This window comes from Cupriavidus sp. YAF13 (assembly GCF_052113425.1).
Classification (GTDB): Bacteria; Pseudomonadota; Gammaproteobacteria; order Burkholderiales; family Burkholderiaceae; genus Cupriavidus.
In genome coordinates this window covers 1-20,813 of sequence record NZ_JBFRDD010000058.1, presented here as the reverse complement: position 1 = coordinate 20,813, position 20,813 = coordinate 1, and the positions used below count along the sequence as shown (strand labels likewise).

The 20,813-nt window shown below is 66.3% G+C and carries 24 protein-coding genes; 12 read left to right on the top strand and 12 right to left on the bottom strand.

All coding sequences use genetic code 11. The features are described 5' to 3' along the window. The first annotated feature begins 3 nt into the window (after window positions 1-3). Entirely contained in the window at window positions 4-990 is a 987-nt protein-coding gene (locus AB4061_RS33185; protein ID WP_441640420.1) for a hypothetical protein, read from the top strand. Between the two features lie 4 nt (window positions 991-994). Here AB4061_RS33185 and AB4061_RS33180 read toward each other — a convergent pair whose 3' ends face one another. The 5 genes from AB4061_RS33180 to AB4061_RS33160 form a co-directional block, all read right to left on the bottom strand. Beyond that, entirely contained in the window at window positions 995-2,080 is a 1,086-nt protein-coding gene (locus AB4061_RS33180) for a hypothetical protein (RefSeq protein ID WP_441640419.1), read from the bottom strand. A 2-nt stretch (window positions 2,081-2,082) separates the two neighbouring features. Beyond that, complete coding sequence (locus AB4061_RS33175) at window positions 2,083-2,589, bottom strand: OmpA family protein (protein WP_441640418.1); 507 nt, start codon at window positions 2,587-2,589, stop codon at window positions 2,083-2,085. Window positions 2,590-2,629: 40 nt separating this feature from the next. Then, window positions 2,630-3,928, bottom strand: a complete 1,299-nt coding sequence (locus AB4061_RS33170) for a diguanylate cyclase domain-containing protein (protein WP_441640417.1) — start codon at window positions 3,926-3,928, stop codon at window positions 2,630-2,632. Beyond that, on the bottom strand, window positions 3,925-4,512 hold the full coding sequence (locus AB4061_RS33165; protein ID WP_441640416.1) for a YfiR family protein: 588 nt from the start codon (window positions 4,510-4,512) through the stop codon (window positions 3,925-3,927). Before AB4061_RS33165 ends, AB4061_RS33170 begins: the two co-directional genes overlap by 4 nt. A 172-nt stretch (window positions 4,513-4,684) precedes the next feature. Beyond that, window positions 4,685-5,641: an ATP adenylyltransferase family protein gene (locus AB4061_RS33160; protein WP_441640415.1), complete on the bottom strand. Its 957-nt coding sequence runs from the start codon at window positions 5,639-5,641 to the stop codon at window positions 4,685-4,687. 85 nt (window positions 5,642-5,726) lie between these two features. On the opposite strand from AB4061_RS33160, the gene AB4061_RS33155 reads away from it, so the two are divergent. Next, window positions 5,727-5,876 carry a hypothetical protein gene (locus tag AB4061_RS33155; protein WP_441640414.1) on the top strand — a complete coding sequence of 50 codons (150 nt, stop codon included), beginning with the start codon at window positions 5,727-5,729 and terminating at the stop codon, window positions 5,874-5,876. Window positions 5,877-5,929: 53 nt separating this feature from the next. Here AB4061_RS33155 and AB4061_RS33150 read toward each other — a convergent pair whose 3' ends face one another. Next, window positions 5,930-6,391 carry an Lrp/AsnC family transcriptional regulator gene (locus tag AB4061_RS33150; protein ID WP_043353252.1) on the bottom strand — a complete coding sequence of 154 codons (462 nt, stop codon included), beginning with the start codon at window positions 6,389-6,391 and terminating at the stop codon, window positions 5,930-5,932. Between the two features lie 127 nt (window positions 6,392-6,518). On the opposite strand from AB4061_RS33150, the gene AB4061_RS33145 reads away from it, so the two are divergent. From AB4061_RS33145 to AB4061_RS33135, 3 genes are all read left to right on the top strand, one after another. Continuing rightward, window positions 6,519-7,154 carry a LysE family translocator gene (locus AB4061_RS33145; protein ID WP_441640413.1) on the top strand — a complete coding sequence of 212 codons (636 nt, stop codon included), beginning with the start codon at window positions 6,519-6,521 and terminating at the stop codon, window positions 7,152-7,154. A 272-nt stretch (window positions 7,155-7,426) separates the two neighbouring features. Continuing rightward, window positions 7,427-8,581: a patatin-like phospholipase family protein gene (locus tag AB4061_RS33140; RefSeq protein WP_441640412.1), complete on the top strand. Its 1,155-nt coding sequence runs from the start codon at window positions 7,427-7,429 to the stop codon at window positions 8,579-8,581. A 193-nt stretch (window positions 8,582-8,774) separates the two neighbouring features. Continuing rightward, window positions 8,775-9,575 (top strand): SDR family oxidoreductase, encoded by an 801-nt coding sequence (locus AB4061_RS33135; RefSeq protein ID WP_441640411.1) that lies wholly within the window; start codon window positions 8,775-8,777, stop codon window positions 9,573-9,575. A 112-nt stretch (window positions 9,576-9,687) separates the two neighbouring features. Here AB4061_RS33135 and AB4061_RS33130 read toward each other — a convergent pair whose 3' ends face one another. Then, the gene (locus tag AB4061_RS33130) at window positions 9,688-10,596 is read right to left on the bottom strand and encodes a LysR family transcriptional regulator (protein WP_253932335.1); all 909 of its coding nucleotides are present in this window, start codon (window positions 10,594-10,596) and stop codon (window positions 9,688-9,690) included. Between the two features lie 276 nt (window positions 10,597-10,872). Between AB4061_RS33130 and AB4061_RS33125 the strand changes: the two genes are divergently transcribed. Next, window positions 10,873-12,423: an MFS transporter gene (locus AB4061_RS33125; RefSeq protein WP_441640410.1), complete on the top strand. Its 1,551-nt coding sequence runs from the start codon at window positions 10,873-10,875 to the stop codon at window positions 12,421-12,423. A 202-nt stretch (window positions 12,424-12,625) separates the two neighbouring features. Then, window positions 12,626-13,429, top strand: coding sequence for a GntR family transcriptional regulator (locus AB4061_RS33120; RefSeq protein WP_441640409.1), 804 nt, complete (start codon window positions 12,626-12,628; stop codon window positions 13,427-13,429). A 24-nt stretch (window positions 13,430-13,453) separates the two neighbouring features. On the opposite strand, the gene AB4061_RS33115 is transcribed toward AB4061_RS33120, so the two are convergent. Together AB4061_RS33115 and AB4061_RS33110 are read right to left on the bottom strand one after the other, a co-directional pair. Then, window positions 13,454-13,834, bottom strand: coding sequence for a DUF427 domain-containing protein (locus AB4061_RS33115; RefSeq protein WP_441640408.1), 381 nt, complete (start codon window positions 13,832-13,834; stop codon window positions 13,454-13,456). A gap of 88 nt (window positions 13,835-13,922) precedes the next feature. Next, window positions 13,923-14,621, bottom strand: a complete 699-nt coding sequence (locus AB4061_RS33110) for an aspartate/glutamate racemase family protein (protein ID WP_441640407.1) — start codon at window positions 14,619-14,621, stop codon at window positions 13,923-13,925. Between the two features lie 181 nt (window positions 14,622-14,802). On the opposite strand from AB4061_RS33110, the gene AB4061_RS33105 reads away from it, so the two are divergent. Both AB4061_RS33105 and AB4061_RS33100 read left to right on the top strand, forming a co-directional pair. Next, entirely contained in the window at window positions 14,803-15,045 is a 243-nt protein-coding gene (locus tag AB4061_RS33105) for an antitoxin (protein WP_441640406.1), read from the top strand. Beyond that, window positions 15,042-15,434: a type II toxin-antitoxin system VapC family toxin gene (locus AB4061_RS33100; protein ID WP_441640405.1), complete on the top strand. Its 393-nt coding sequence runs from the start codon at window positions 15,042-15,044 to the stop codon at window positions 15,432-15,434. Before AB4061_RS33105 ends, AB4061_RS33100 begins: the two co-directional genes overlap by 4 nt. Before the next feature lie 50 nt (window positions 15,435-15,484). Here the strand turns inward: AB4061_RS33100 and purT are convergent, their stop codons facing one another. Beyond that, window positions 15,485-16,690 carry a formate-dependent phosphoribosylglycinamide formyltransferase gene (gene purT / locus AB4061_RS33095; RefSeq protein WP_441640404.1) on the bottom strand — a complete coding sequence of 402 codons (1,206 nt, stop codon included), beginning with the start codon at window positions 16,688-16,690 and terminating at the stop codon, window positions 15,485-15,487. 38 nt (window positions 16,691-16,728) lie between these two features. On the opposite strand from purT, the gene AB4061_RS33090 reads away from it, so the two are divergent. The 3 genes from AB4061_RS33090 to AB4061_RS33080 all read left to right on the top strand — a co-directional run bounded on the left by AB4061_RS33090 (window position 16,729) and on the right by AB4061_RS33080 (window position 18,399). Beyond that, a complete protein-coding gene (locus AB4061_RS33090) occupies window positions 16,729-16,863 on the top strand; it encodes a hypothetical protein (protein WP_441640403.1) in 135 nt (44 codons plus the stop codon). 80 nt (window positions 16,864-16,943) lie between these two features. After that, window positions 16,944-17,738: an SDR family NAD(P)-dependent oxidoreductase gene (locus AB4061_RS33085; protein ID WP_441640402.1), complete on the top strand. Its 795-nt coding sequence runs from the start codon at window positions 16,944-16,946 to the stop codon at window positions 17,736-17,738. A 121-nt stretch (window positions 17,739-17,859) separates the two neighbouring features. Beyond that, window positions 17,860-18,399, top strand: a complete 540-nt coding sequence (locus AB4061_RS33080; RefSeq protein WP_441640401.1) for an RrF2 family transcriptional regulator — start codon at window positions 17,860-17,862, stop codon at window positions 18,397-18,399. A 39-nt stretch (window positions 18,400-18,438) separates the two neighbouring features. Here the strand turns inward: AB4061_RS33080 and AB4061_RS33075 are convergent, their stop codons facing one another. Together AB4061_RS33075 and AB4061_RS33070 are read right to left on the bottom strand one after the other, a co-directional pair. Beyond that, window positions 18,439-19,644, bottom strand: a complete 1,206-nt coding sequence (locus AB4061_RS33075; RefSeq protein ID WP_441640444.1) for an NAD(P)/FAD-dependent oxidoreductase — start codon at window positions 19,642-19,644, stop codon at window positions 18,439-18,441. A gap of 463 nt (window positions 19,645-20,107) precedes the next feature. Beyond that, a complete protein-coding gene (locus AB4061_RS33070) occupies window positions 20,108-20,662 on the bottom strand; it encodes a YbhB/YbcL family Raf kinase inhibitor-like protein (RefSeq protein WP_441640400.1) in 555 nt (184 codons plus the stop codon). Between the last annotated feature and the right edge of the window lie 151 nt (window positions 20,663-20,813).

The following is a 20,813-nucleotide window of genomic DNA, read 5'->3' as shown; positions in this document are numbered from 1 at the left end:
GTAATGCCAACCATCACAGCCGGCCTGAACGGCCTGGGCCGCTTCGGCCTGCATCTATTGCGGGCCTGGCTGGACCTGCCCGATCCACCCGTGCGCATCACGGCCATCAACGACGCGCATCACACGCTGGCCTCGGCCGTGCGCGTGCTGGCCGAAGACACGAAGGTTTCCTTCTCCGACTGCCAGATCCGCGCCGAGGGCGATGCCCTGCTCATCGCCAGGCATGGACAAGCCACGCTGCATATTGCCTATAGCCACGGCCCGGCGGAGCACGCTCCCTGGCTCGGCCAGACCAACTGGTGGCTGGAGTGCTCGGGTGCGTACCCGGGTGCGCGGCAATGCCGCCGCTTCCTCGCCGGGCAAACCCGGCGCGTGCTGGTCTCGGCCACCTGCCACGATGCCGACCAGACGCTGGTGTTCGGCTACAACCATGCGTCCGTCGACCCGGCGGCCGAGGTGATTTCCTATGGCTCCTGCACGGTCAACGCGTTCGTGCCGCTGGCCCACTGGCTGCAGCGGCACTACGGTGTGGACAATGCCGAGGTGAGCGTCATCCATAACGTCCCTGCGCACCGGCTGGCGAACCACCCGCATCCCGAGCGCCGCGCGTGCACGCTGGAAACCGAAGGGCCCCGGCTGCTGCCCTTCCTCGCGCCGGCGGCGTTTCGCGTGGACTATGTGCTGATTCCCTATACCGGTGTGTCGCTGATCGACTTTCGCTTCGGGCTCGCCAGGCCCCCATCGGAGGCCGGGCTGCTGGATGCGCTGGACGCTGCGTGCGCCAGCGGCGAGCTCAAGGGACTGGTCCGGCTCTCGCCCGTCGATGCCGGGCCGCAGGCCTTTGCCCTGAGCCCGGAATCCGTCGTGCTGCTGCGGCCGCGCGCACGGCTGGCGGGCAACCGGCTGGTACTGCCGGCCTGCTTCGACAACGAGAACTCAGCCACCCGCTACCTGGACCTGCTCGCCTTCATGGCGCGGCGCGGCGGCTGACGCGTCAAATCACCCGGTGCGGATGCGCGCCGGCGACGTGGCCGTCCAGTATGCTGGCAATCCGCAGCAGCAAGCCATCCTCCGGCGTATGCCGCTCCAGCACGAGATGCGTCAGGCGCAATGCCTTTTCCCAGTAGCCGTTGAGGCAGGCGTTGGTAATGCGCGAATACGCATACCACTGCGTCAACGCGGAAAATCCGACCAGGTTGTGGGCCCCGATGATGGTATCGAAGGCGGGGTCCGGAAGACGCCACGCCTTGCCGTAGAACGCTTCCAACCACGTTTCGGGATCCTGCAGGCGCCAGACTTCGCCAGCCGGCCCGGCATGGCGCTCCAGCCGCAGCGGGCCGGGAAAACGCGTGACGCGCTGATGGCTGGCGGGCGTGCCGTGGTTGATCCAGAAGCCACCCAGCAGGCTCGCGCCATCCGCTTGCGGCGCCAACCCGCAAAGATCGAGGACCACGTCCCGCGCCGGGTGGTGATAAGTCGCCATGTTGTCGATGGGAAAGACCTGCGGCGGGCGCTGCCAGCCATGGCGCGTCAGGATCTGGTGCGCGGCGGGCAGTTCTTCCACCAGCAGTCCCAGGTCGAGGTCCTTGTCGAACGGCAACAGACGATTCTCGCGCACCAGGCCGAGCAAGGTGCCCGCATGGGCGAACGCGCGCACGCCGCCGGCGGCGAGCTGCGCCAAGGCTTGCCACAGCAGCGCCTCGATCTGCGGATCAGCGAGGTGGCGCATGACGGGCTGCGGGTTGTGGATCAGCGGGGCCACGCACAGGGCTTCAAGCGCCTGGCGCAAGGCAAGCACGCCATCCTCCACGCGCCGCTGATGGAGCAGCGCCCCGCCCAGGAAAAACAGCCAGTACGGACGCAGCGCCGGGTGCACATCGGGCGCCGCCAGCAGGTTCTGGCAGACGGTCTGGACGAGGCCGGGCTGCCCCAGCTCCAGCCCAAGGTGGCACCACCTGCGAATATCGTCAGGGGGAATCACGCCGCCTGCCTGCAAGCGTTGTGACAGCGCGTTGAACTCAGCAGCAGCGGACAGGCCGGAACCGGCTTGACCCGAGGGTGTTGATTGCTGGGCTGCCATGACTACTCAATCGTGACCACGATGGCCACGCGCCGGTTCTCCGCGCGGCCCGTGGCAATGCGGTTGTCCGCCACCGGCTTGCTCTTGCCCAGCCCGCGCACCTGGATGTTCTCGGCCTGGAACCCCGTGGTGGCGAGCACCTTCGCCACCGCCTCCGCGCGCCGGACCGACAGCTGCTGGTTGTAGTCAGCCGGGCCGGAGTCATCCGTGTGCCCGTCCAGGCGCACATGATCGATGCCCGCGCCCAATAGCGCCAGGCCGATCCGCTGCACCGCCCCTTGCCGGTCTGCGCTGATCACGTCTTCGTTCAGGCCGAACAGCACCTTCTCGGACAGGCCAAGCTCCCAGCCGTTCTCGGTCATCTGGAACCCTTGCGACTGCAGCGCCTCGACTTGCGCGGGCATGAGCTTCGGGGCCGGCACCGACTGGCAGGCAGCAAGCGCAAGGGTGATGGCAATCATGGCGGCAGCGATGCCGCGGCTGCCAGCGGCTCGCAAGTTCAATAGCATGAAAGATGCTCCTAATCTTGTTCTTGTTTTCGTTCTTGTTTTATTTCTCGTTGTCTTCGCACTCGGACGCCGTGGCGGGCCCGGATTTCGCCAGCCGCGGCTCCGCGCTCTCCCAGCCGCCTCCCGACCTGCGCTTGGCCCGGTACATGGCCTCGTCCGCCGTGTGCATCAGGGTGGCGGCAGTCTGGGCATGAAGCGGAAACACGGACAACCCGATGCTCAGCGAGGCGCCGATGCTGGTGCCGCTCGACAGTTGCACCGGGTCCTTCATGCGAAGCAGGATATGCTCCGCGACCTGGATGATGTCGGCAGGCTTGCGCAGCGCGGTGAGCAGTACCGCAAACTCATCGCCGCCGAGCCTGGCGACCAGGTCGCCCTCGCGCACGCAGGAACGGATGCGCCGGGCAATGTCGGACAACACCTCGTCCCCGGCGGCATGGCCAAAGTTGTCGTTGATCTCCTTGAACGCGTCGCTGTCCAGGTAGAGCACGCCCGCATATCCCTTGGAGGTGCCGGCAAAGCGCACGGCCCGATGCAGCGCATCCTCGAACGCCGCCCGATTGAGCAGGCCGGTCAGGCTGTCGTGGCTGGCGCGGTGCGCCAGCGACCTGTTCTCGTGCTGGAGCTGGTTCTGCCAGGTCTCCAGTTCGTCGAGCAGGCCGTTGAAATCCTCCCCGAGCGCATTGAGCTCGGCAATATGCGCTGGCGGCGTGCGCTGGTCGAAAGCGCGCTCCGAGCGCACGGCATGGGCCACGCGCATGAGGTTGCGCACCGGCTCGATGATATGGACCAGCATGCGGCTCGACATATAGTGCGCGCTGACCGCGGTGAGCACCAGGCAAGCCAGCAGCCCCAGCAGCCCGCTGAGCACAAAGCGCAAGAGGTTGCCGGTGTCGGCGGTCAGGCGGACGGTGCCCACCGCCTGCGTTTCATGCAGGATCTCCTGCTCCACCGGGCCGAGCGCCATCACGCGGCTGGCCAGGCGCTGCAGGCCGGGAAACCGCTCGTCGTCCGGGCGCTGCCACTCGGCCAGCAGCCGGTTGTCCTTGTCATAGACGCGGGCCTGGGCCACCTCCGTCGCGGCGATTGCCACCAGCGCCTCGTTGGCGGCCGCCTGGTCGCGGAACACCACCGGCGCTTCCAGCGTGTACGCCACGGAGCGGGCAACCAGGTGCAGGTTGTGGTCGGCATAGACGCGCAGCGCGGCCAGCCCGAGCGCGGTCAGCGAGATGCCCGCCGTGCACACGGCGATCAACGCCACGCTGAGATGAATGCGGCGCAGCGTGTTGTACAGCGTCGGACGCGATCTCGTCGCGTCGGGCCGCAAAGGCAGCTTCATGGCGATGGCCCCCGGCGGCGGCCAAGCTGCAATACGGCCGGATGGATATGGATGCCGCTGCGGGCAACGGCATCCAGGTTGACGCGGAACGAGACGTGGCCATCGACCACGTTGAGGCAGAACATGCTGCCGATCTCGCACTCGTAGTCTTCTTCCGTGATGACAAGGACCGGGCGCCCGATCAGCTCCGTCGACAGTTTCTTGCGCCGGGCATCCGTCATGGGCCCGAGGTAGACGGAATCGCAGCCCGCGGTGGACACGCCATCCTGCAGGTCGATGCGCCTGGATTGCACGGAGCGGCCAGTTGCCAGGACGCCGCCCTCCGCAAGCTTGGCGCCGTAGCGGGCCGAGCCGTCCACGCACAGGCGCAGGACTTCCCGCTCGGTTGGCCAGCGCGCATAGCCAAGCAGGCTGAACACCACCCGCGCCACCGCCTCGGCGCGCGGGGGGGCCGTGTCCGCAGCGGTGTGCTGCGACTGCGCGCAGAGGATGGCGGCAAGCAGGGCTGGCAGCAAGCGCGGCAGGCGCGAATGCTTGCGGCCGCGGCTTGGACTGGCTGGGGCGGTAGCCGTTTGAAGAGGCAAGTGGTGAGGCCTACCAAGTCATGCGTTGGGGGGAACGTCGCATCGCGCAGCGAGCAATGCGACCTGACCTGGCTAGCACGATCAAGCACGGATTCCGGCCCGGCGCGAACGCCACCGGAAAGCCTTGCTAGCCCAAACCCTTTAACGGCGCGCCCGCTTTTATATTTACCCCTTATTTCTGGCGCGATRCGGCCGGTGACGCCGACGCCACGCCCGAGACTTGCCGCAGCATCGCCATGGGGCCGAGCCGCTCGATGGTGCGCATCTGTGCCTCGTCCCGCACAAAGAACGATCCGGCAAACCCGAGCGTATTGACCGAAATGCCCTCGACGGACTCCGCCGACCTTGGCACGAGCAGCATCCCAAGCGGCGTGACAAGCAGGTTGTATGGCGCCAGCGGCTGCGATGCTCCATCCACGTCGATCACCCGCACGCCGGCCGCCTCCAGCAGCGCGCGATAGCGCGCAAGTGCGGTGCGCGCCAGATCCGGGCCGCGGGCCGCCGGCAAAGCCAGCGGCGCGAACGCATGCGAGAACGCCAGCCCCGGCACGATGCCGACGGCGCCATCGATGCGCGCGGCCGCAAGCAGCGGCGCGATGGGCAGCGCCGGGCCTTCGCTGGCAAGCGGCAGCGGCACCAGTTGCAGGTGCTTGTGGCACTGGCTTGCGCCGGCCGCCGCGCCCCCGTTATAGAAGCCAAGGCCATCGAACTCGGCCATGCAGGCAAGCAGCGCCTCGAAATCCGCCAGGTTGAGCAGCGCGTCCTGCGGCTCGAAGCGGCGGGTAACGATCAGCAGGTGATGGTCCAGGACATTGAACTTGTTCAGCAGCGCGAGATGGGTCTCGGAGATGTCGGCAACAAACAGGTCCGGGTCGTAGGGAAGGAACGGGTCGGTGCCCGCCTGGTTGCCGGAAACGGTGTTGTCCTTCTGCCGCGCCTGGCTCTGGTCCCTTTCGCGGTCCTTGCGCGCCAGGCTGGAAACCTGACGCACCAGGAAGCGCACGCCGCCATCGTCGATGCCCGCCTGGAAGGTCTCGATCGGATGCAGCGCGCCACATTGCAGGGCGTGCTCCGTCTGGCGTAGGATGGCCGGCCACAGCGTGCCGGGCTGGAGAGATCGATGTGGCATGGTCTGGCCCAAGGGGTGAGTGACAAGGGGTGAGCGACTATAGCCGGGGGGCTGATCGAGCTTATCCCTCGGCGGCAAGGCAGCGGTGCTGGCGGCCGAGTTCTCGCAGTGGTTCTCCGATCTGTGGCACGGCAAGCAACTGGCCTTCACCGTGGCGATCCTGTGCACGGGCATCGCGCTTTTATGCTTCTTTGTAGCGCGTGAGCTGTCCCTGGCCGCGAACCGCGACGACTGAACCCGGCTGCGGCGCCTAGCCTTGCCACGTCATCGCGTCATCACGTCATCACGTCATAGCAACGGCAAGCCGGCATTGCGCTTGACCTCGCCCAGCGACAGCATGGATTCCACCGCTGTCACGCCGGGCAATGTGCGCAGTACATCGCGCATGAAGATGCCGTAATCCTCCAGGTCGCGCGCGACCACCAAGAGTAGGTAATCGGCGCTGCCCGACACGTTATGGCACGAGACGATGCGTGGGATTGCCTGGATCTCGCGCTCGAAGCGGTCGGAGAGCTCACGGCTGTGCACGCCAAAGCGGACCTGCGTGAACGCCATCAGGCCAAGCCCTAGGGCCTGGCGGGACAGTACCGCGCGATAGGCCTCGATATAGCCGTCGGCCTCCAGCCGCTTGAGCCGGCGCGCGCACGGTGTCTCGCTCAGCCCCACGGATTCCGCCACGCTGGCGTTGGTGGCGCGCCCGTCCGCCTGCAGCGCCATCAGGATGGCGCGATCGGTTTTATCGAGATCCAAGAGCAAGACTCCAATCAGTAAGTCAAAATTAGCGGATTCCACCAAATTATATGGTTTTCCACCATAAGATCGCCAGAATCCCCTCCAGCCCCTGGGTCATGATGTTGCCCTCGTCACGGCATGCATCATGGTCTCCCTACATTTGCTCGTTACCTTTATCGGCGCCTTGGCCGTGGTCTACGCCTTACCCGGGCCGGACATGGCACTGGTGCTGCAAACCAGCACCGGCCGGGGCGTCCGCCATGGCCTGGCCACCGTCGCCGGCCTGGCCATGGCACGCGCGGCGCATGTCACGCTCTCGGCATGCGGCGTGGCCGCGCTGCTGCGCGCGGCGCCCTGGCTCTACCAGGGCATCCGCGTCGCGGGCGGCCTTTACCTGGCCTATGTGGCCGTCCAGATCTTCCGCAGCCCAGCCTTCGGGATGCACGCCGGCACCGGCGCGGCAGCAACACCGGTGCGGCTGCGCGCCTCCGTCGCCAAGGGGGCGCTCAGCAGCATCCTTAATCCCAAGGCCCTGCTCTTTTGTTCCGTGCTGTTGCCGCAGTTCGTGGATCCGCATGGCGCGCCGGTGTGGTCGCAGGTACTTGAGCTCGGCGTGGTGCTGGTGCTGACCGGCGTGGCCTTCGACCTGGCGTGCGTGTTCGGCGCGCTGCGCCTGACCGGCTGGCTACGCCGGAGCCCGCGCGCGCAGACGGTCCAGCGCTGGTCCTTCTCGGCCGCGCTGCTGGCCTTTGCCGCGCGGATCTCCTTCGAGCAAGGCTAAGCACAGGACGACGGCACCTGCGCGCGTGTGACGCCTTTTGCCCACTGGCAACACGGCTCTGGCAAGAACGGCGCGAGGTGCTAGCCTTACTAAGCGGCCAGGCACTGCGAGTCTGCCTGCGGGGCCGCCGATGCACACCAGGCGGCAAGGGGCCGATGGACAAGCCCGTCATCATTGCGCTCGATGACGATCCCGTCCATGTCCGGCGGCCGCTCATGCCGCGAACACCGGCAAATGCGGCCGCCCCCTGACAACCCGGGAGCCGGAACACCATGGATAGCAAGACGCAACCCGCCGCAGCCCCGACCGACGCACCTGGCGCTGCCAGTCGGCCCATCGATCAGCAAGTGGTGTTCGTCCTGCAGGGAGGGGGCGCGCTGGGCGCCTTCCAGGCGGGGGTCTACCAGGCGCTGCACGAGGCCGGGGTCGAGCCCGACTGGGCCATCGGCACCTCCATCGGCGCCATCAACGGCTCGATCGTGGCGGGCAACCGGCCTGCGGATCGCTTGCCGCGCCTGCGGCAGTTCTGGGAGCAGGTGGGCCGCCACGGGCCACTCGAACTAGCCCGCCTGCTCTCGGGCGGCGACGGCACGATGTCGAACCTTGCAACCCTCACCCAGGGCATCCCTGGCTTCTTCACGCCAAACCCGGCTGCCTGGTTCGGCACGCGCGTGCCGCTAGGGGTGGAGCGGGCCAGCTTCTATTCTGTCTCGCCACTGCGCGAGACCCTGCTCTCGCTGGTGGATTTCGCTTACCTCAGCGAAAAACACACGCGGCTCACCGTCGGCATGGTCAATGTCCGCAGCGGCAAGATGTGCTACTACACCAACCGGGACACCGCGCTGAGCGTGGAGCATCTGCTGGCATCCGCGGCGCTGCCGCCGGGCTTCCCGGCGATCCGGATCGACGGCGAAGCGTTTTGGGACGGTGGCATCTGCTCCAACACGCCGATCGAAGCCGTGCTCGACGACCACCCTCGCCGCAGCTCGGTGATCTTCGCCGTGCAGCTGTGGCCGCTGCAAGGCCCGGAGCCCGACACCATCTGGCAAGCCATGGGACGGCAGCGGGATATCCAGTACTCAAGCCGCGCCGAGACCCAGCTGGAGCACCAGAGGCAATTGCACCGGCTGCGGCATGTGATCCGCGAACTCGGCAAGCACATTCCCCAGGCGGAGCGCAGCACGCCCGCGGTCGAGACGTTGCTGGGCTGGGGCTGCCATACCACCATGCACGTGGTCGAGCTCAATGCGCCGTCGTTCGACGGCGAAGACCTGACCAAGGACATCGACTTCAGCGCCGCCGGCATCGACGCGCGCTGGAACGCCGGCTATGTCCACGGCAAGCAAGCCATCGCGGCCGCGCCCTGGCGCGGCGTGCTCGACCCGATCGAGGGCATCGCGGTGCATGCAGCGCTGACACCGGCGTAGGTGCGTTGGCGCCGCGCTGGCACGACGTCCCGGGATTGAGCGCTCGCCAGCAAGGCTGGCGCAGCCGCGCTAAGATGGCACCCCTGTTGTCTCACCGGCCTGACGGCCGCCCCGCCACGCGCGCGGATCCGCCCCATTGATCGATTGATCGATCGACGCCCGTGCGCTCCCTGACCAGCCAGGACACATCACCATGGATCTCGAACTTCGCAATCAACGCGTGCTCATCACCGGCGGCAGCCGCGGCATTGGCCTGGCCTGCGCGGCCGGCTTCCTGCGCGAGGGTGCGCGCGTAGCCATCGTTTCGCGCAGCGCCGAGAACCTGGCCACGGCCCGCGCCAGCCTGGCCGAAGGCGAAGGCGAATACGCCAAGGACGTGGTCACGCTATCCGCCGACCTGACCGATATCGCCGAGGCCGCGCGCGCGGTGGAGCAGGCCGTGGCGGCGCTTGGCGCCATCGACATCCTGGTGACCTCCGCCGGCGCGGCCAAGCGCCGCCCGCCGGACGAGCTGACCCCGCAGCTGTGGCAGGACGCCATGGCCGCCAAGTACTTCAGCTACATCAACGTGATCGACCCCGTGGTCAAGCGCATGGCGCAGCAGGGGCGCGGCGCCATCGTCAATATCGTGGGCATGGGCGGCAAGCTGGCCAACCCCGCCCACCTGGCGGGCGGCGCGGCCAACGCGGCGCTGATGCTGGCCAGCGCCGGCCTGGCCAATGCCTATGGCAAGCAGGGTGTGCGCGTGAACGCCGTCAACCCGGCGGCCACGCATACCGAACGCCTGCAGCAAGGCATGGAAGTGGATGCGCGCATCGGCGGCACGACCGTGGAGCAGGCATTGGCACGCGCCAACGCGCGCACTGGCCTGGGCCGCCTGGCCACGCCGGAAGAGGTGGCGGATGCCGTGCTGTTCCTCGCCTCGCCCCGCGCCAGCTATATCTCGGGCGCCATCCTGTCGGTCGATGGCGCCACCACGCCGATGGTGGTCTGACGCCGCTGCACGCTACCGTACAGACACGCCCCGCCACGTGTGCGATTGTCAGGCCACAGTCTGCGCAAGGAGCGTGTCATGAACAGCATCGTCTGGTTGGTAGGCGCGGTGGTCATTGTCCTGTTTGTACTCGGCTTTTTCGGCCTGAGGTAACCGCGGGCCGCGACACCAGTTCGATATAGCGTCGAATGGTCGCGGCCTTCTCGTACTGGCGCGACATCAGCGACAGATACGACGTCACCTCCAGGCCCGCGATATCCCGGTAGACAAGGCTGGGCAGGCTGATATGGCCGGCCACGGCGTTCGGGACAATCGCCACGCCTTCGCCCAGCGACACCAGTGTCAGCACCGCCACCAGCCCGCCCGGCTGCGGGCCCAGCCTGGGCACGAAGCCACCCTGCTCGGCGGTGGACAGCGTGCCCGAAACCTGTTCGGGAAGAATGAATGTCTCCGCCTTGAGATGCGCGGGCTGGATCTCGGCCAGGCCGCACAGCCATGAATCGCTGTGCAGCGCGAGGATAAAGCCTTCCGGCGCCAGCGGCAGCGCGTCCACGCCCTCGGGCAGGTTCATCGGGGAGCGGATATAGGCGATGTCGACCTGACCATCCCTGACCTGCTCGGGCAGCGTGCCCATGGGCGCCTCGCGCACCAGCAGTTGCACATCGGGGCAAGCCTTGCGGAATGCCGCGACTTGCCGCTGGAGCACGCCCGAGTAGGCCGCCGAGGCGACATAACCCACATGGATCTTGCCCGTCTCGCCACGCGCCTCGCGCTGGGCGCGCAGTTGGGCGGCCTCGAACTGCGCCACCACGGCTTGCGCCTCCGCCAGCAGCACCTCGCCGGCCGGCGTCAACGCCACCGAGCGCTGGTTGCGCTCGAACAGGCGAATGCCAAGGCTAGCTTCCATCTCCTGGATCTGGCGGGTAAGCGTCGGCGTGGAAATGCCGAGCCGCGCGGCGGCGCGGGTGAAGTGCAAGTCCTGGGCTACCGCGATGAAGTAGCGAAAGTGGCGCAGTTCCATCGGTTTGCTGTTTTACCTTCTAGGTCGTCTAGGTCGTCTAGGTCGTCTAAGTGCTTTCTGATTATTAGCTGCAAGGCAATAAAATAGCACGGCCAGCGCAACAACGCGCGGCCCTGCCCGCCGTATCCTAGCCCGCATCCAATCAAGGAATGCGACAGGAAGCAACGACATGCGGCACAAGACGAATCGGCACCCACAGCCAGCCAGGCACGGCACATCCAGATTTATTTCATTTCAGGCAATATCGCCGGCAGGGCTGTTTGACGGGGAGACGGCATGAGCGGCATGAACTCGCGCGCCGCGCTGCTGACCGCCTCGGGCGCCTGCGCGCTGATCGTCCTCGACACCAACATCGTGGCTGTCACGCTGCCGCGCATCGCGAGCGACCTGCATGCCACGTTCTCCGATATCGAGTGGGTGGTCAGCGCCTACATGCTGACCTTTGCCGGCGGCCTGCTGCCCGCGGGCAGCCTGGCCGACAAGTTCGGCCGCAAGCTCATGCTGCTGACCGGCCTGGCGGTCTTCATGCTGGCCTCGCTGGGCTGCGGCCTGGCCGGGAGCAGCCTGGCGCTGAACCTGGCGCGCGCCGTCAAGGGCGTGGGCGCTGCCATGCTGCTGACCTCCGCGCTGGCGACCATCGCGCACGCCTTTCACGACGAACGCGAGCGTGCCCGGGCGTGGGCCTTCTGGGGCGCGTGCATGGGTGTGGCCATGCTGGTCGCGCCGAGCCTTGGCGGCGTCATCAGCCAGGCGTTGGGATGGCGCTGGGTGTTCCTGCTGAACCTGCCGGTCGGCATCCTGCTGGGTGCCATGGTGCTGCGGCATATTGCGGAGTCGCGCGACACGGGCGCGGCGCGCATCGACCTGTGGGGTGGGCTATGTTTTTGCGGCAGCCTGTTCCTGATGATCTGGGCCCTGATCGAGGCCAACCGCATTGGCTGGGGCGACACGCACACCGTGATGCGGCTGGCCGGCGGCGCCTTGCTCTTCGCGCTGTTTATCGGCGTGGAGCGCATCCAGCGCCGGCCCATGGTGGATCTCACGCTGTTCCGCAATCCGCGCCTGATCGGCGCGTTGCTCGGCATGGCCGCCTATGCCGCCTGCGCCCAGGTGATGATGACCTTGATCCCGCTATATCTGCAGACGGGCCTGGGGTTCTCGGCGATCGCTTCAGGCGCCGCCATGCTGCCGTTTGCGCTGACCATGCTGATCTTTCCGCGCATCGGCGTGCGGCTGTCGGGGCGGCTGGATGCGCCGTCGATGCTGGTGTTCGGGCTCGTGCTGGTCGGCCTCGGCAACCTGCTGAGCGCGTGGGCGGCTGTCACCATGTCCTACCTGCCTTTCGCGCTGGCCATTGCCGTCACCGGCAGCGGCGCGGGCCTGCTCAATGGCGATACGCAGAAGAACATCATGGCCTGCATTCCGCGCGAGCGCTCCGGCATGGCGTCTGGCATCAGCACCACCACGCGGTTCAGCGCGATCGTGCTGTCCTTCGGCTTGCTCGGCGGCCTGCTCGCCTACCGTACCCAGGCCATATTCGACACGGCGCTGCGCGCGCATGAAGAAAGCTCGGAGATGATGCCCGGCATGGCCGCACACATCATCCCGCGCGTGGTTGCCGGCGACCTGCACGGCGCGATGGCCGATGTGCAAGCACCGCTGCGCAGCGTGCTGGAACCGCTTGCGCGCACCGCCTTCGCGGATGGCTTCGCCTGGATTCTTTGCGTGGCCGCCGGGGTTGCGCTGCTCAGCGCCGTCCTGGTGCGCCTGCTGATGAAAGATGAATTGCCAGCGCGCCAGGCGGTGCCGGCGCGGCGCGCTGGCTGATGGGTTCGGTCATGTCCCGCTGCCGGGCAGCGTTGCCGCCAGACGCTGTGCCAGCGGCAGGCGAAAACGAAAACGGGGGTTTTCTTGCCACCAAAGTTTATGTGTTTATATTATAAATACAACTGAATAGAGCCCAACACGACAGGGGGATTTGCTTCAGAATCGTTGTGCTATGCTGCCTGCGTCACTCAGCCGCCACCCCATGCCGCGCACGACCGACTCCCCTACACCACTGGGCCATATGCCCGGCACCTCACTGCACCGGCAGCTCTTTCTCGTGCTGCGCGACGAAATCACGCGCGGCGTCTATGCGGAAACGGGGGCTTTGCCGAAAGAAGAAGCACTGTGCGAGCGCTTTGGCGTCTCGCGCATCACGGTGCGGCGGGCGCTATCCGAGCTGGCGGCGCTTGGGCTGGTGGAGCGGCGCCATGGCCTTGGCACCTTTGTGCGGGCGGACATGCCGGCGGGGCGCAGCAGCCCGAGCCTTAGCGTGATCGACGGCCTGCGCAAAGCTGCGCTGGAGACGGACGTCGAGGTCCTTGAGGTGACCACGGCCGTGCCGCCGGCGGACATTGCCCAACTGCTGCAACTCGCCCCGGGCGAACAAGCAGTGCACGCGCTGCGCCTGCGCAGCATCAAGGGCACACCGGTGATGCTGACGGATGCATGGGTTCCCGCCGCGCTGGGCAAGCGCGTGTCGGCAGCGGCGCTGCGCAAGCACGCGCTCTACGAGATCCTGATGGCGCAGGGGGTGAAGTTTGGCCGCGTGGTGCAGGAAATCACGGCCCAGGCGGCCGACCCCGCCTATGCGGGCTGGCTGCGCACGGAGGTTGGCGCGCCGCTGCTCAAGCTGGTGCGCCTGCTGCATGACCCGGAGTCGCGGCCGGTCCAGTACATCACTGTGTATATGTCCCCGGAACGCAGCCGCATCCTGATGGATATCTCGGGCGACAAGGTCAACACGCTAAGCGCCGGGCAGTTCGTCCACGACGTGCCGCGCGGCTAAGTGCTCCGCGCTGGCGTTCACCGGCTAGCCCTGCTGCTGCACGATGGCATCGACGCGGCTGGGGTAGAAAGCCACGTGATCCTTGATGGCCTCGACGGCGGCATACGGCGCCTCGTAAGTCCACACCGCATTGACCGATCGCTCACCGCCCGCGGGGATGCTGTAGTAAGCGCACTCGCCTTTGTACGGGCAGTAGGTGGCGTGGTCCGTGCGCGCCAGCAGCGACATATCGACATCCTTGCGCGGAATGTACTGCACCGCCGGGTAGGATGCCTCGTGCAGCGTGAGCGCGTTGCGGGTGTCGGCAATGACGGCGCCGCCGAGCGTCACGACGACGCGCGCGGGGTTCGCTTCGATGACGATCGGATGATCGGGCCCCGGGATCTTGATGGGCTTGCTGGTCATGGCTGGGCTTCCTGATGGTGTAGCGGCGTAGTCGGCGTAGCCGGCGTAGTCGCCAATGCTACGCGCGAACCCGCCAGCTTGCCCGGTCTCAATGTGCGCCTTGCACCGCCCTGCGCAACGCCGCCTGCGCCAGCAGCCGCGTGGAATCCAGCGTCGGCAGCGCAGAGTTCGCGTCGTTCACGATCAGCGGGATTTCCGTGCAGCCGAGCACAACAGCATCGCAACCCTGTGACTTCATCCGCCCGATAACCCGCTGGAAGTAAGTGAGTGCTTCCGGGGTGGCAATCCCGCCCACCAGTTCGTCCATGATGATGCGGTTGATTTCATCGCGTTCGGCGGGGTCAGGCCGCATAAAGCCGAGCCCGCGCGCGGCGAGCTTCTCGGGGTAGACCTCGCTGTCGACAAGCCAGCGCGTTCCCGTCAGGCCCAGGCGGGTGAAACCGCGCGCCGCCGCGCTCTCGGCCACCACCTCGGCAATATGCAGCCAGGGCCGCGGCGAACGCGCCGCCACGTACGGCAGCGCCTGGTGAATGGTGTTGTCGGGGCAGATCAGGAAATCCGCGCCCATGCCAGCGAGCTTCCCGGCGGAGGTAAGCATCAACTCACCGACGGCCTGCCAGTCGCCGCGATCCAGGTGCTTGACGTACTCGGCAAGCGACGGGGTGTGCATGGATATCTCGGGATGCGCATGCGGCCCGAGCAGCCGCGCCCCCTCCATACAGATGGTGCGGTAGCAAAGCGCGGCGCCTTCGGCGGAGCAGGCAACGATACCGATATGCAGGGTCATGACGGATGGCTCCATGCGATGTCACGATGTGACGATGTGACGATGTGATTGGGGACTGCAGTGTTTGAACGAGTTTGGCTGGCAGCGGCCAATCCCTGAGCATCATAAGGCACTAATCGCTATTGAACGCCTTGGGCCGTAGGCATATACTTTTGGTATATCTCACTCAACAGGAGTGCGCATGGATACCGCAAAAATCTTCTGGTCTGGACGATCACAAGCCGTACGCTTGCCGAAAGACTTCCGTTTCGAGGCAAGCGAGGTGCGCATTCGCCGCCATGGCAACGCCGTCATCCTGGAGCCTATTGTCAGCGATTGGGCGTGGCTGGATCCCATCGTCGGCCCGCTGGACGAAGACTTCGCGCAGGCGGCAAGCGAGCAGCCCGCGGAGCAGAGCCGGCCAGAACTGGATTTTTTTAAGTGAAATTCCTGCTCGACAGCAATGCCGTCATTGCACTCCTGAGAGGTCACGCAGGCTTTCTGAAACGATTGCGGCAACACCAGCCGCAAGATTTCGGCATCCCGGCCATTGTGGCGCACGAGCTATTCTATGGCGCGTTCAAAAGCCAACGCGCCACGGAAAACCTCGCTCGGGTCGAAGGGTTGCAATTCGAGGTGCTGGACTTCGACCGCGAAGATGCGCGCCACGCCGGTGAGTTGCGAGCGGCGCTCGCCACAGCCGGCACGCCAATTGGTCCTTACGATGTACTGATTGCGGGCCAGGCCCGCGCCCGCGCCCTGACACTTGTCACCCACAACACCCGCGAGTTTCAACGCGTAGCTGGCCTGCGCGTCGAGGACTGGGAGGGCTGATACCGAGAGAGAGCGCGCGCGCTGGCTCTCTCCCTCCTCGCGCGATACGCTCAGCCTGCCACGCGCGGCTTCACACGTCCTGCTGCATCCTTGGCGCGCACGCGGGCCGCTTCCACATCGGCGTCATACGCCAGCGCCACGCCCATGCGGCGCTTGGTGAAGCTCTCCGGCTTGCCGAACAGGCGCAGCTCGGTCTGCGGTACGCGCAGCGCCTCGTCCACGCCGTCGAACACCACGCCTTGCGCATCCACGCCACCATAGATCACCGCGCTGGCGCCCGGGCTTTTGAGCGCCGTGCTGACCGGCAGGCCGAGAATGGCGCGCGCGTGCAGCTCGAACTCGTTCTGCCACTGGGTGATCATGGTCACCATGCCGGTGTCGTGCGGACGCGGGCTGACCTCGCTGAACCAGACCTGCTCGCCCTTGACGAACAGCTCCACGCCGAACAGGCCCTGTCCGCCCAGGTTGGCGGTGACGGCCTGCGCAATCTGCTGGGATGTTTGCAGCGCGGCCGGATGCATCGGATGCGGCTGCCAGCTTTCCACGTAATCCCCGCTGACCTGCACGTGGCCGATCGGCTCGCAGAACTGCGTTTCCACCTGGCCGTCGGCGCCGATCGCGCGCACCGTCAGCAGCGTGATTTCGTAGTCGAAGTCGATGAAGCCTTCCACGATCACGCGGCCGTGGCTGACACGGCCGCCGGCCATGGCGTAGTCCCATGCGGCCTTGACGTCGGCGGGGCCGTCGATCTTGCTCTGGCCCTTGCCGGAGCTGCTCATTACCGGCTTGACCACGCACGGGTAGCCGATGCCGCCATCGATGGCCGCCTGCAGCTCTTGCAGCGAGTCGCAGAACTTGTAGGGGCTGGTGGGCACGCCGAGCGTCTCCGCGGCCAGGCGGCGGATGCCTTCGCGGTCCATGGTCAGGCGCGCCGCGCGCGCCGTGGGAATGACGCGCACCACGCCGGCGGCTTCCAGTGTCTCCAGCATCTGCGTGGCAATGGCCTCGATCTCCGGCACCACCAGGTCCGGCTTCTCGGCTTCGATCAGCGCCTTGAGCTGGTCCGGGTCGCTCATGGAAATGGTGCGCGCGTGGTGCGCCACCTGCTGGCCAGGCGCATCGGCATAGCGATCCACCGCAATCGTTTCAACGCCGAGCCGTTGCAGCGCGATCAGGACTTCCTTGCCGAGCTCGCCGGAGCCCAGCAGCATGACTTTGGTCGCGCCGGGCGAGAGAGGGGTGCCGATAGTGGTCATGTGGGACCCTTGGGATCAAGTAAAAGGAGCGATTGTACGTGGACCGAAAGAGCGCGCCCAGGCAGGCCGGCGATCCGGAGGGCTTTGGCGCCAGCAAGCCGATTGCCGACAATGCCAGCGAGGAAGGCCGCGGCAAGAACCGGAGGGTGGAACTGGTGCGCGTGGCCGCCTGAAGGACGACCTTGCCGAAATCCACGGAGCCAATACACTAGGTCAGTCGGCCTGCTCTCGGCAGGCCTCCCAAGGAATGACCATGAAGATTGATCTCACGGGCAAGATCGCCCTTGTTTCAGGATCCACCGCCGGCATCGGCTTCGCAACGGCCAAGGGGCTCGCCGGCGCGGGCGCCAGCGTCATCGTCAACGGGCGCAGCGAGGCCACGGTGGACAAGGCCCTGCAAGCGCTGCGCGCCGCTGTTGCCGGCGCTGACGTGACGGGTTTCGTCGGCGACCTTGCCGCCCCCGAGGTCTGCGCCCGCCTGGTAGCGATGCATCCCCGGGTGGATGTGCTGGTGAATAACCTTGGCATCTTCCAGCCGCAGGACTTCTTTGAGACCCCCGACAGCGAGTGGACCCGATTCTTCGAGACCAACGTCATGTCGGGCGTGCGGCTGTCGCGGGCCTATGCGCCGTCCATGGCCGAGCGTAAATGGGGACGGATCGTGTTCGTCTCGTCGGAATCGGCACTGAATATCCCCGCCGACATGATCCACTACGGCTTTTCCAAGACCGCGCAACTCGCGGTCTCGCGCGGGCTAGCCAAGCGGCTTGCCGGTACCGGCGTGACCGTCAATGCGGTGCTGCCAGGCCCCACGCTGTCGGAAGGCGTCACCGACATGCTCAAGGATGCCATTGCAGGCTCAGGGCAATCCGCCGAAGCCGTGGCAGCGGACTTCGTCAAGACACACCGTTCCACCTCGATCATCCAGCGTGCCGCCAGCGTCGAAGAAGTCGCCAACATGATCGTCTATGCCTGCTCCCCGCAAGCTTCGGCCACCACCGGCGCCGCGTTGCGCGTGGATGGCGGGGTCGTGGATACGATCGCCTGAGTCCTGCGCGCAGCCTTACTTGCGCGGCCATGCGGCCGCGCCTGCTGGCCGTTCCCGACGCTTGCGCTTCGCGCTGAATCTGTATAGGCTGAACTACGATTCAATCTATCTTAGTTAAGCTATGTCCCACATCAGCACGGGCGTCGAATACGGACTGCACTGCCTCCTGTTCCTCGCCGACCCGACGGCAAGCGTCAAGGAAGCCAGCGTGCGCGACCTGGCCGAGCTGCAAGGCGTCCCTGCCGAATACCTCGCAAAATTGTTCACCAAGCTGGCCAAGGCCAACCTGGTCGTGGCCACCGAAGGCATTCGCGGCGGCTTCACGCTGGCGCGGCCGGCGGCAAAGATCACGGTCATGGATGTCGTGCAAGCTATCGACGGCGACAAGGCGCTGTTCGACTGCCGCGATATCCGCGAGCGCTGCGCGCTGTTCGATGCATCGCCGCCCGCCTGGGCCACCCGTGGCACCTGCTCCATCGATGCCGTCATGCAGGCGGCACAAAAGGCGATGCGGCAGGAACTGGCCAAGCACACGCTTGCCGATCTCGCCGAGCGGACCCTCGTCAAGGCGCCAGCCAACTTCGGCCCGCACGTAGTGCGATGGCTTGCCGACCGCGCCACCCACCGGCGTGGCGAGCGCGATACGGCAGACAAGGACTAGGCCGGGCGACAGCGATTCTGGCCAGTCATCGCAAGGAAATTACGCGACCACGGTACGATCGGGATTGGCCGCGGCCAGTGCCTGCGCGCGATCGGCGCTGGGCGGATAGATCCACTCGGCGTTGATCCGGCCCTTGAGCGCCTTGGCATCCGCGCCAACGAGCTTCACTTCGCGCTCCCAGCCCTCGGTGTAGACCGCGCCCCACGGACCCAGGTCCAGGCAGGTGACGTACCTCGGCTGGCGGTAGGGGATCGGTGCGAGGCCGAGCAGGTCCGCGGCAACGTTGTGCCCCGCCGAGCGGCCAAGGTTCATCGCGTGCTGGCACGACATCGCGGCATAGTTGCCATCATCGTCCGTGGCGGCATAGGCGACATCACCGGTGGCAAACACGGCATCCACGCCCTTGACGCGCAGGTTGCTGTCCACATGCAGGCGACCGAATGCATCGCGCTGCGCGGGGATCTGCTGCGTGAGCGCGCTGGCGCGCACGCCCGCCGTCCAGATCACCGTCTTGGCATCGATGCGCTCGCCGTCCGCCGTGGTCAGGCCGTTCTCGTCGACCGACGCCACCGACGCGCCTAGCCGCCAGGTCACGCCAAGCGCTTCAAGCGCTTGCGTGATGACGGGACGCGGGCCGGCGCCGAGCTCGGCGGCCACCTCGTCATGGCGATCGACCACGATGACGTTCACCTCGGCGTCCTCGCCCAGCGCTTCGCGCAGGCGCGCCGGCATTTCGGCCGCGGTCTCGATGCCGGTGAAGCCGCCACCGGCCACCACGATGGTATTGCGCGCGGCGGATGCCGGATGATCGGCAAGGCGCTTGATATGCGCCTCCAGCTCGGCCGCCTCATCGATCTGGTCCACGCTGAATGCATGCTTGTCCAGGCCCGGGATCTGCGGGCGGAACAGGCGGCTGCCCGTCGCGAGCACGAGGCGGTCATAGGACAGCGTTGACCTCGCTTGATCGACGCCAACCACCTCGACTTCATTGCGGCTCGCATGGATGCGCTCGACGGTGCCCTGGATGAACCTGACGCCGACCGCATTGAAGATGTCGTGCAGCGGCGCCCTCATCCGCGCAGCACCTGCCTCATAGAAGCGCGGACGCACATGCAGTTCCGGCTGGGGCGCGATCAGTGCGATCTCCACATCCTTCTGGCCGTGCAGGTCGATCAGGCGCGCCGCGCTCAGGGCACTCCACATGCCGGCGAAGCCGGCGCCAACGATCAGGATACGTTTAGCCATCATGCAACTCCTCTGAATTTACGCTTGCGTTCAAGCCGCCGGACCTCGCACGCTGTGCGACGCGCCGGCCCATAACTCCGATTCTATGAGTCGTAGTTTTGAAACTCAAGGGATTTTTTCGGCGCGCGTTGCCAACGGCGAGTTCGCCGCATGCGGCGACGATGCGCCTTGCCTGCGGCAGCAGCACGAAATCGTAGCGAGAGGATCGAGCCCGCCAAGCATCATTGCGTGATGTTCGACATCACGTTGGCGCGCTATTGGCAGCGGTGCTGGTTGCAGCCCTGTGATGGCCGCCGCCGCGCGGGCAACACTCGCGCAGCGCCGGCGTGGCGGGTCATGGTGTATTGCTGTTGTGGCAATTGCCGGGGTATTTCCGAGCGTGATTGTGAAGCGCTATTGCTGATGGCCCGATGCCCGTAGCCTCTTGCTCATGAAAGGTGCGCTCAAAAAGCTGCGCCACCGTTTAGCGCGCATATCTTCCAATGACGCTTTGGCCGCCAAGCGCATGGCCCTTTAGCGCCTGCATCAGTTCGTCCCTGGTCAGGCCGGGCGGCAGCGCGGTTGGCGCAAGGTCTGTGGCGATGACGGTCAACACATAATGGTGCGGCGCATCACCAACCGGCGGACAAGGTCCTCGATAAATCGGCTCGCCGCGGACACTCTTGCCAATGGTGACGCCTTGGCCACTGGTCTGGCCCTCGCCTTCCTTCAGCTGGCCGCGATCGGCGGCGATGTTGTAGGCAACCCAATGCGAATTACCTAGCCCCATATTGCCGTCGGGATCCAGTAGCAGCACCGCCATGGACCTGGTGCCGGCGGGAAGATTCGACCACGACACCTGCGGCGACACGCCTTTGCCGCCGCAATCGGACGTATTGTTGCCATGCAGCGCAGGGATCGTCGCCCCGTCCGCGAACGATGCGGATGACACCTGCATGCCCGCCGCAAATGCCGTGCCGAAGCAGCCATAAACCAATGCGCCAGCCAGTGACGCGAAGCGTGTTCTGGTGAGTTTCATTGGCGCTGTTCAGGTTAAGCGTGGATAGCTGCTAGACTTTGGTCGTTGATATGACGAGAGCAGTCGATGAACGCCCGCCAGTTCAAGAGATTCCTGGAGTCGGTGACCAAGCTCACCGCCGGCCAGTTGGAGCAGGTACGAAGCGCGCGCG

Coding starts and splice junctions, on each gene's coding strand:
- AB4061_RS33120 (WP_441640409.1), top strand. CDS start 12,626: ATGCCGCGCACGACCGACTCCCCTACACCACTGGGCCATATGCCCGGC.
- AB4061_RS33085 (WP_441640402.1), top strand. CDS start 16,944: ATGAAGATTGATCTCACGGGCAAGATCGCCCTTGTTTCAGGATCCACC.
- AB4061_RS33125 (WP_441640410.1), top strand. CDS start 10,873: ATGAGCGGCATGAACTCGCGCGCCGCGCTGCTGACCGCCTCGGGCGCC.
- AB4061_RS33105 (WP_441640406.1), top strand. CDS start 14,803: ATGGATACCGCAAAAATCTTCTGGTCTGGACGATCACAAGCCGTACGC.
- AB4061_RS33115 (WP_441640408.1), bottom strand. CDS start 13,834: ATGACCAGCAAGCCCATCAAGATCCCGGGGCCCGATCATCCGATCGTC.
- AB4061_RS33135 (WP_441640411.1), top strand. CDS start 8,775: ATGGATCTCGAACTTCGCAATCAACGCGTGCTCATCACCGGCGGCAGC.
- AB4061_RS33170 (WP_441640417.1), bottom strand. CDS start 3,928: ATGAAGCTGCCTTTGCGGCCCGACGCGACGAGATCGCGTCCGACGCTG.
- AB4061_RS33185 (WP_441640420.1), top strand. CDS start 4: ATGCCAACCATCACAGCCGGCCTGAACGGCCTGGGCCGCTTCGGCCTG.
- AB4061_RS33080 (WP_441640401.1), top strand. CDS start 17,860: ATGTCCCACATCAGCACGGGCGTCGAATACGGACTGCACTGCCTCCTG.
- AB4061_RS33180 (WP_441640419.1), bottom strand. CDS start 2,080: ATGGCAGCCCAGCAATCAACACCCTCGGGTCAAGCCGGTTCCGGCCTG.
- AB4061_RS33175 (WP_441640418.1), bottom strand. CDS start 2,589: ATGCTATTGAACTTGCGAGCCGCTGGCAGCCGCGGCATCGCTGCCGCC.
- purT (WP_441640404.1), bottom strand. CDS start 16,690: ATGACCACTATCGGCACCCCTCTCTCGCCCGGCGCGACCAAAGTCATG.
- AB4061_RS33075 (WP_441640444.1), bottom strand. CDS start 19,644: ATGGCTAAACGTATCCTGATCGTTGGCGCCGGCTTCGCCGGCATGTGG.
- AB4061_RS33145 (WP_441640413.1), top strand. CDS start 6,519: ATGGTCTCCCTACATTTGCTCGTTACCTTTATCGGCGCCTTGGCCGTG.
- AB4061_RS33110 (WP_441640407.1), bottom strand. CDS start 14,621: ATGACCCTGCATATCGGTATCGTTGCCTGCTCCGCCGAAGGCGCCGCG.
- AB4061_RS33070 (WP_441640400.1), bottom strand. CDS start 20,662: ATGAAACTCACCAGAACACGCTTCGCGTCACTGGCTGGCGCATTGGTT.
- AB4061_RS33140 (WP_441640412.1), top strand. CDS start 7,427: ATGGATAGCAAGACGCAACCCGCCGCAGCCCCGACCGACGCACCTGGC.
- AB4061_RS33130 (WP_253932335.1), bottom strand. CDS start 10,596: ATGGAACTGCGCCACTTTCGCTACTTCATCGCGGTAGCCCAGGACTTG.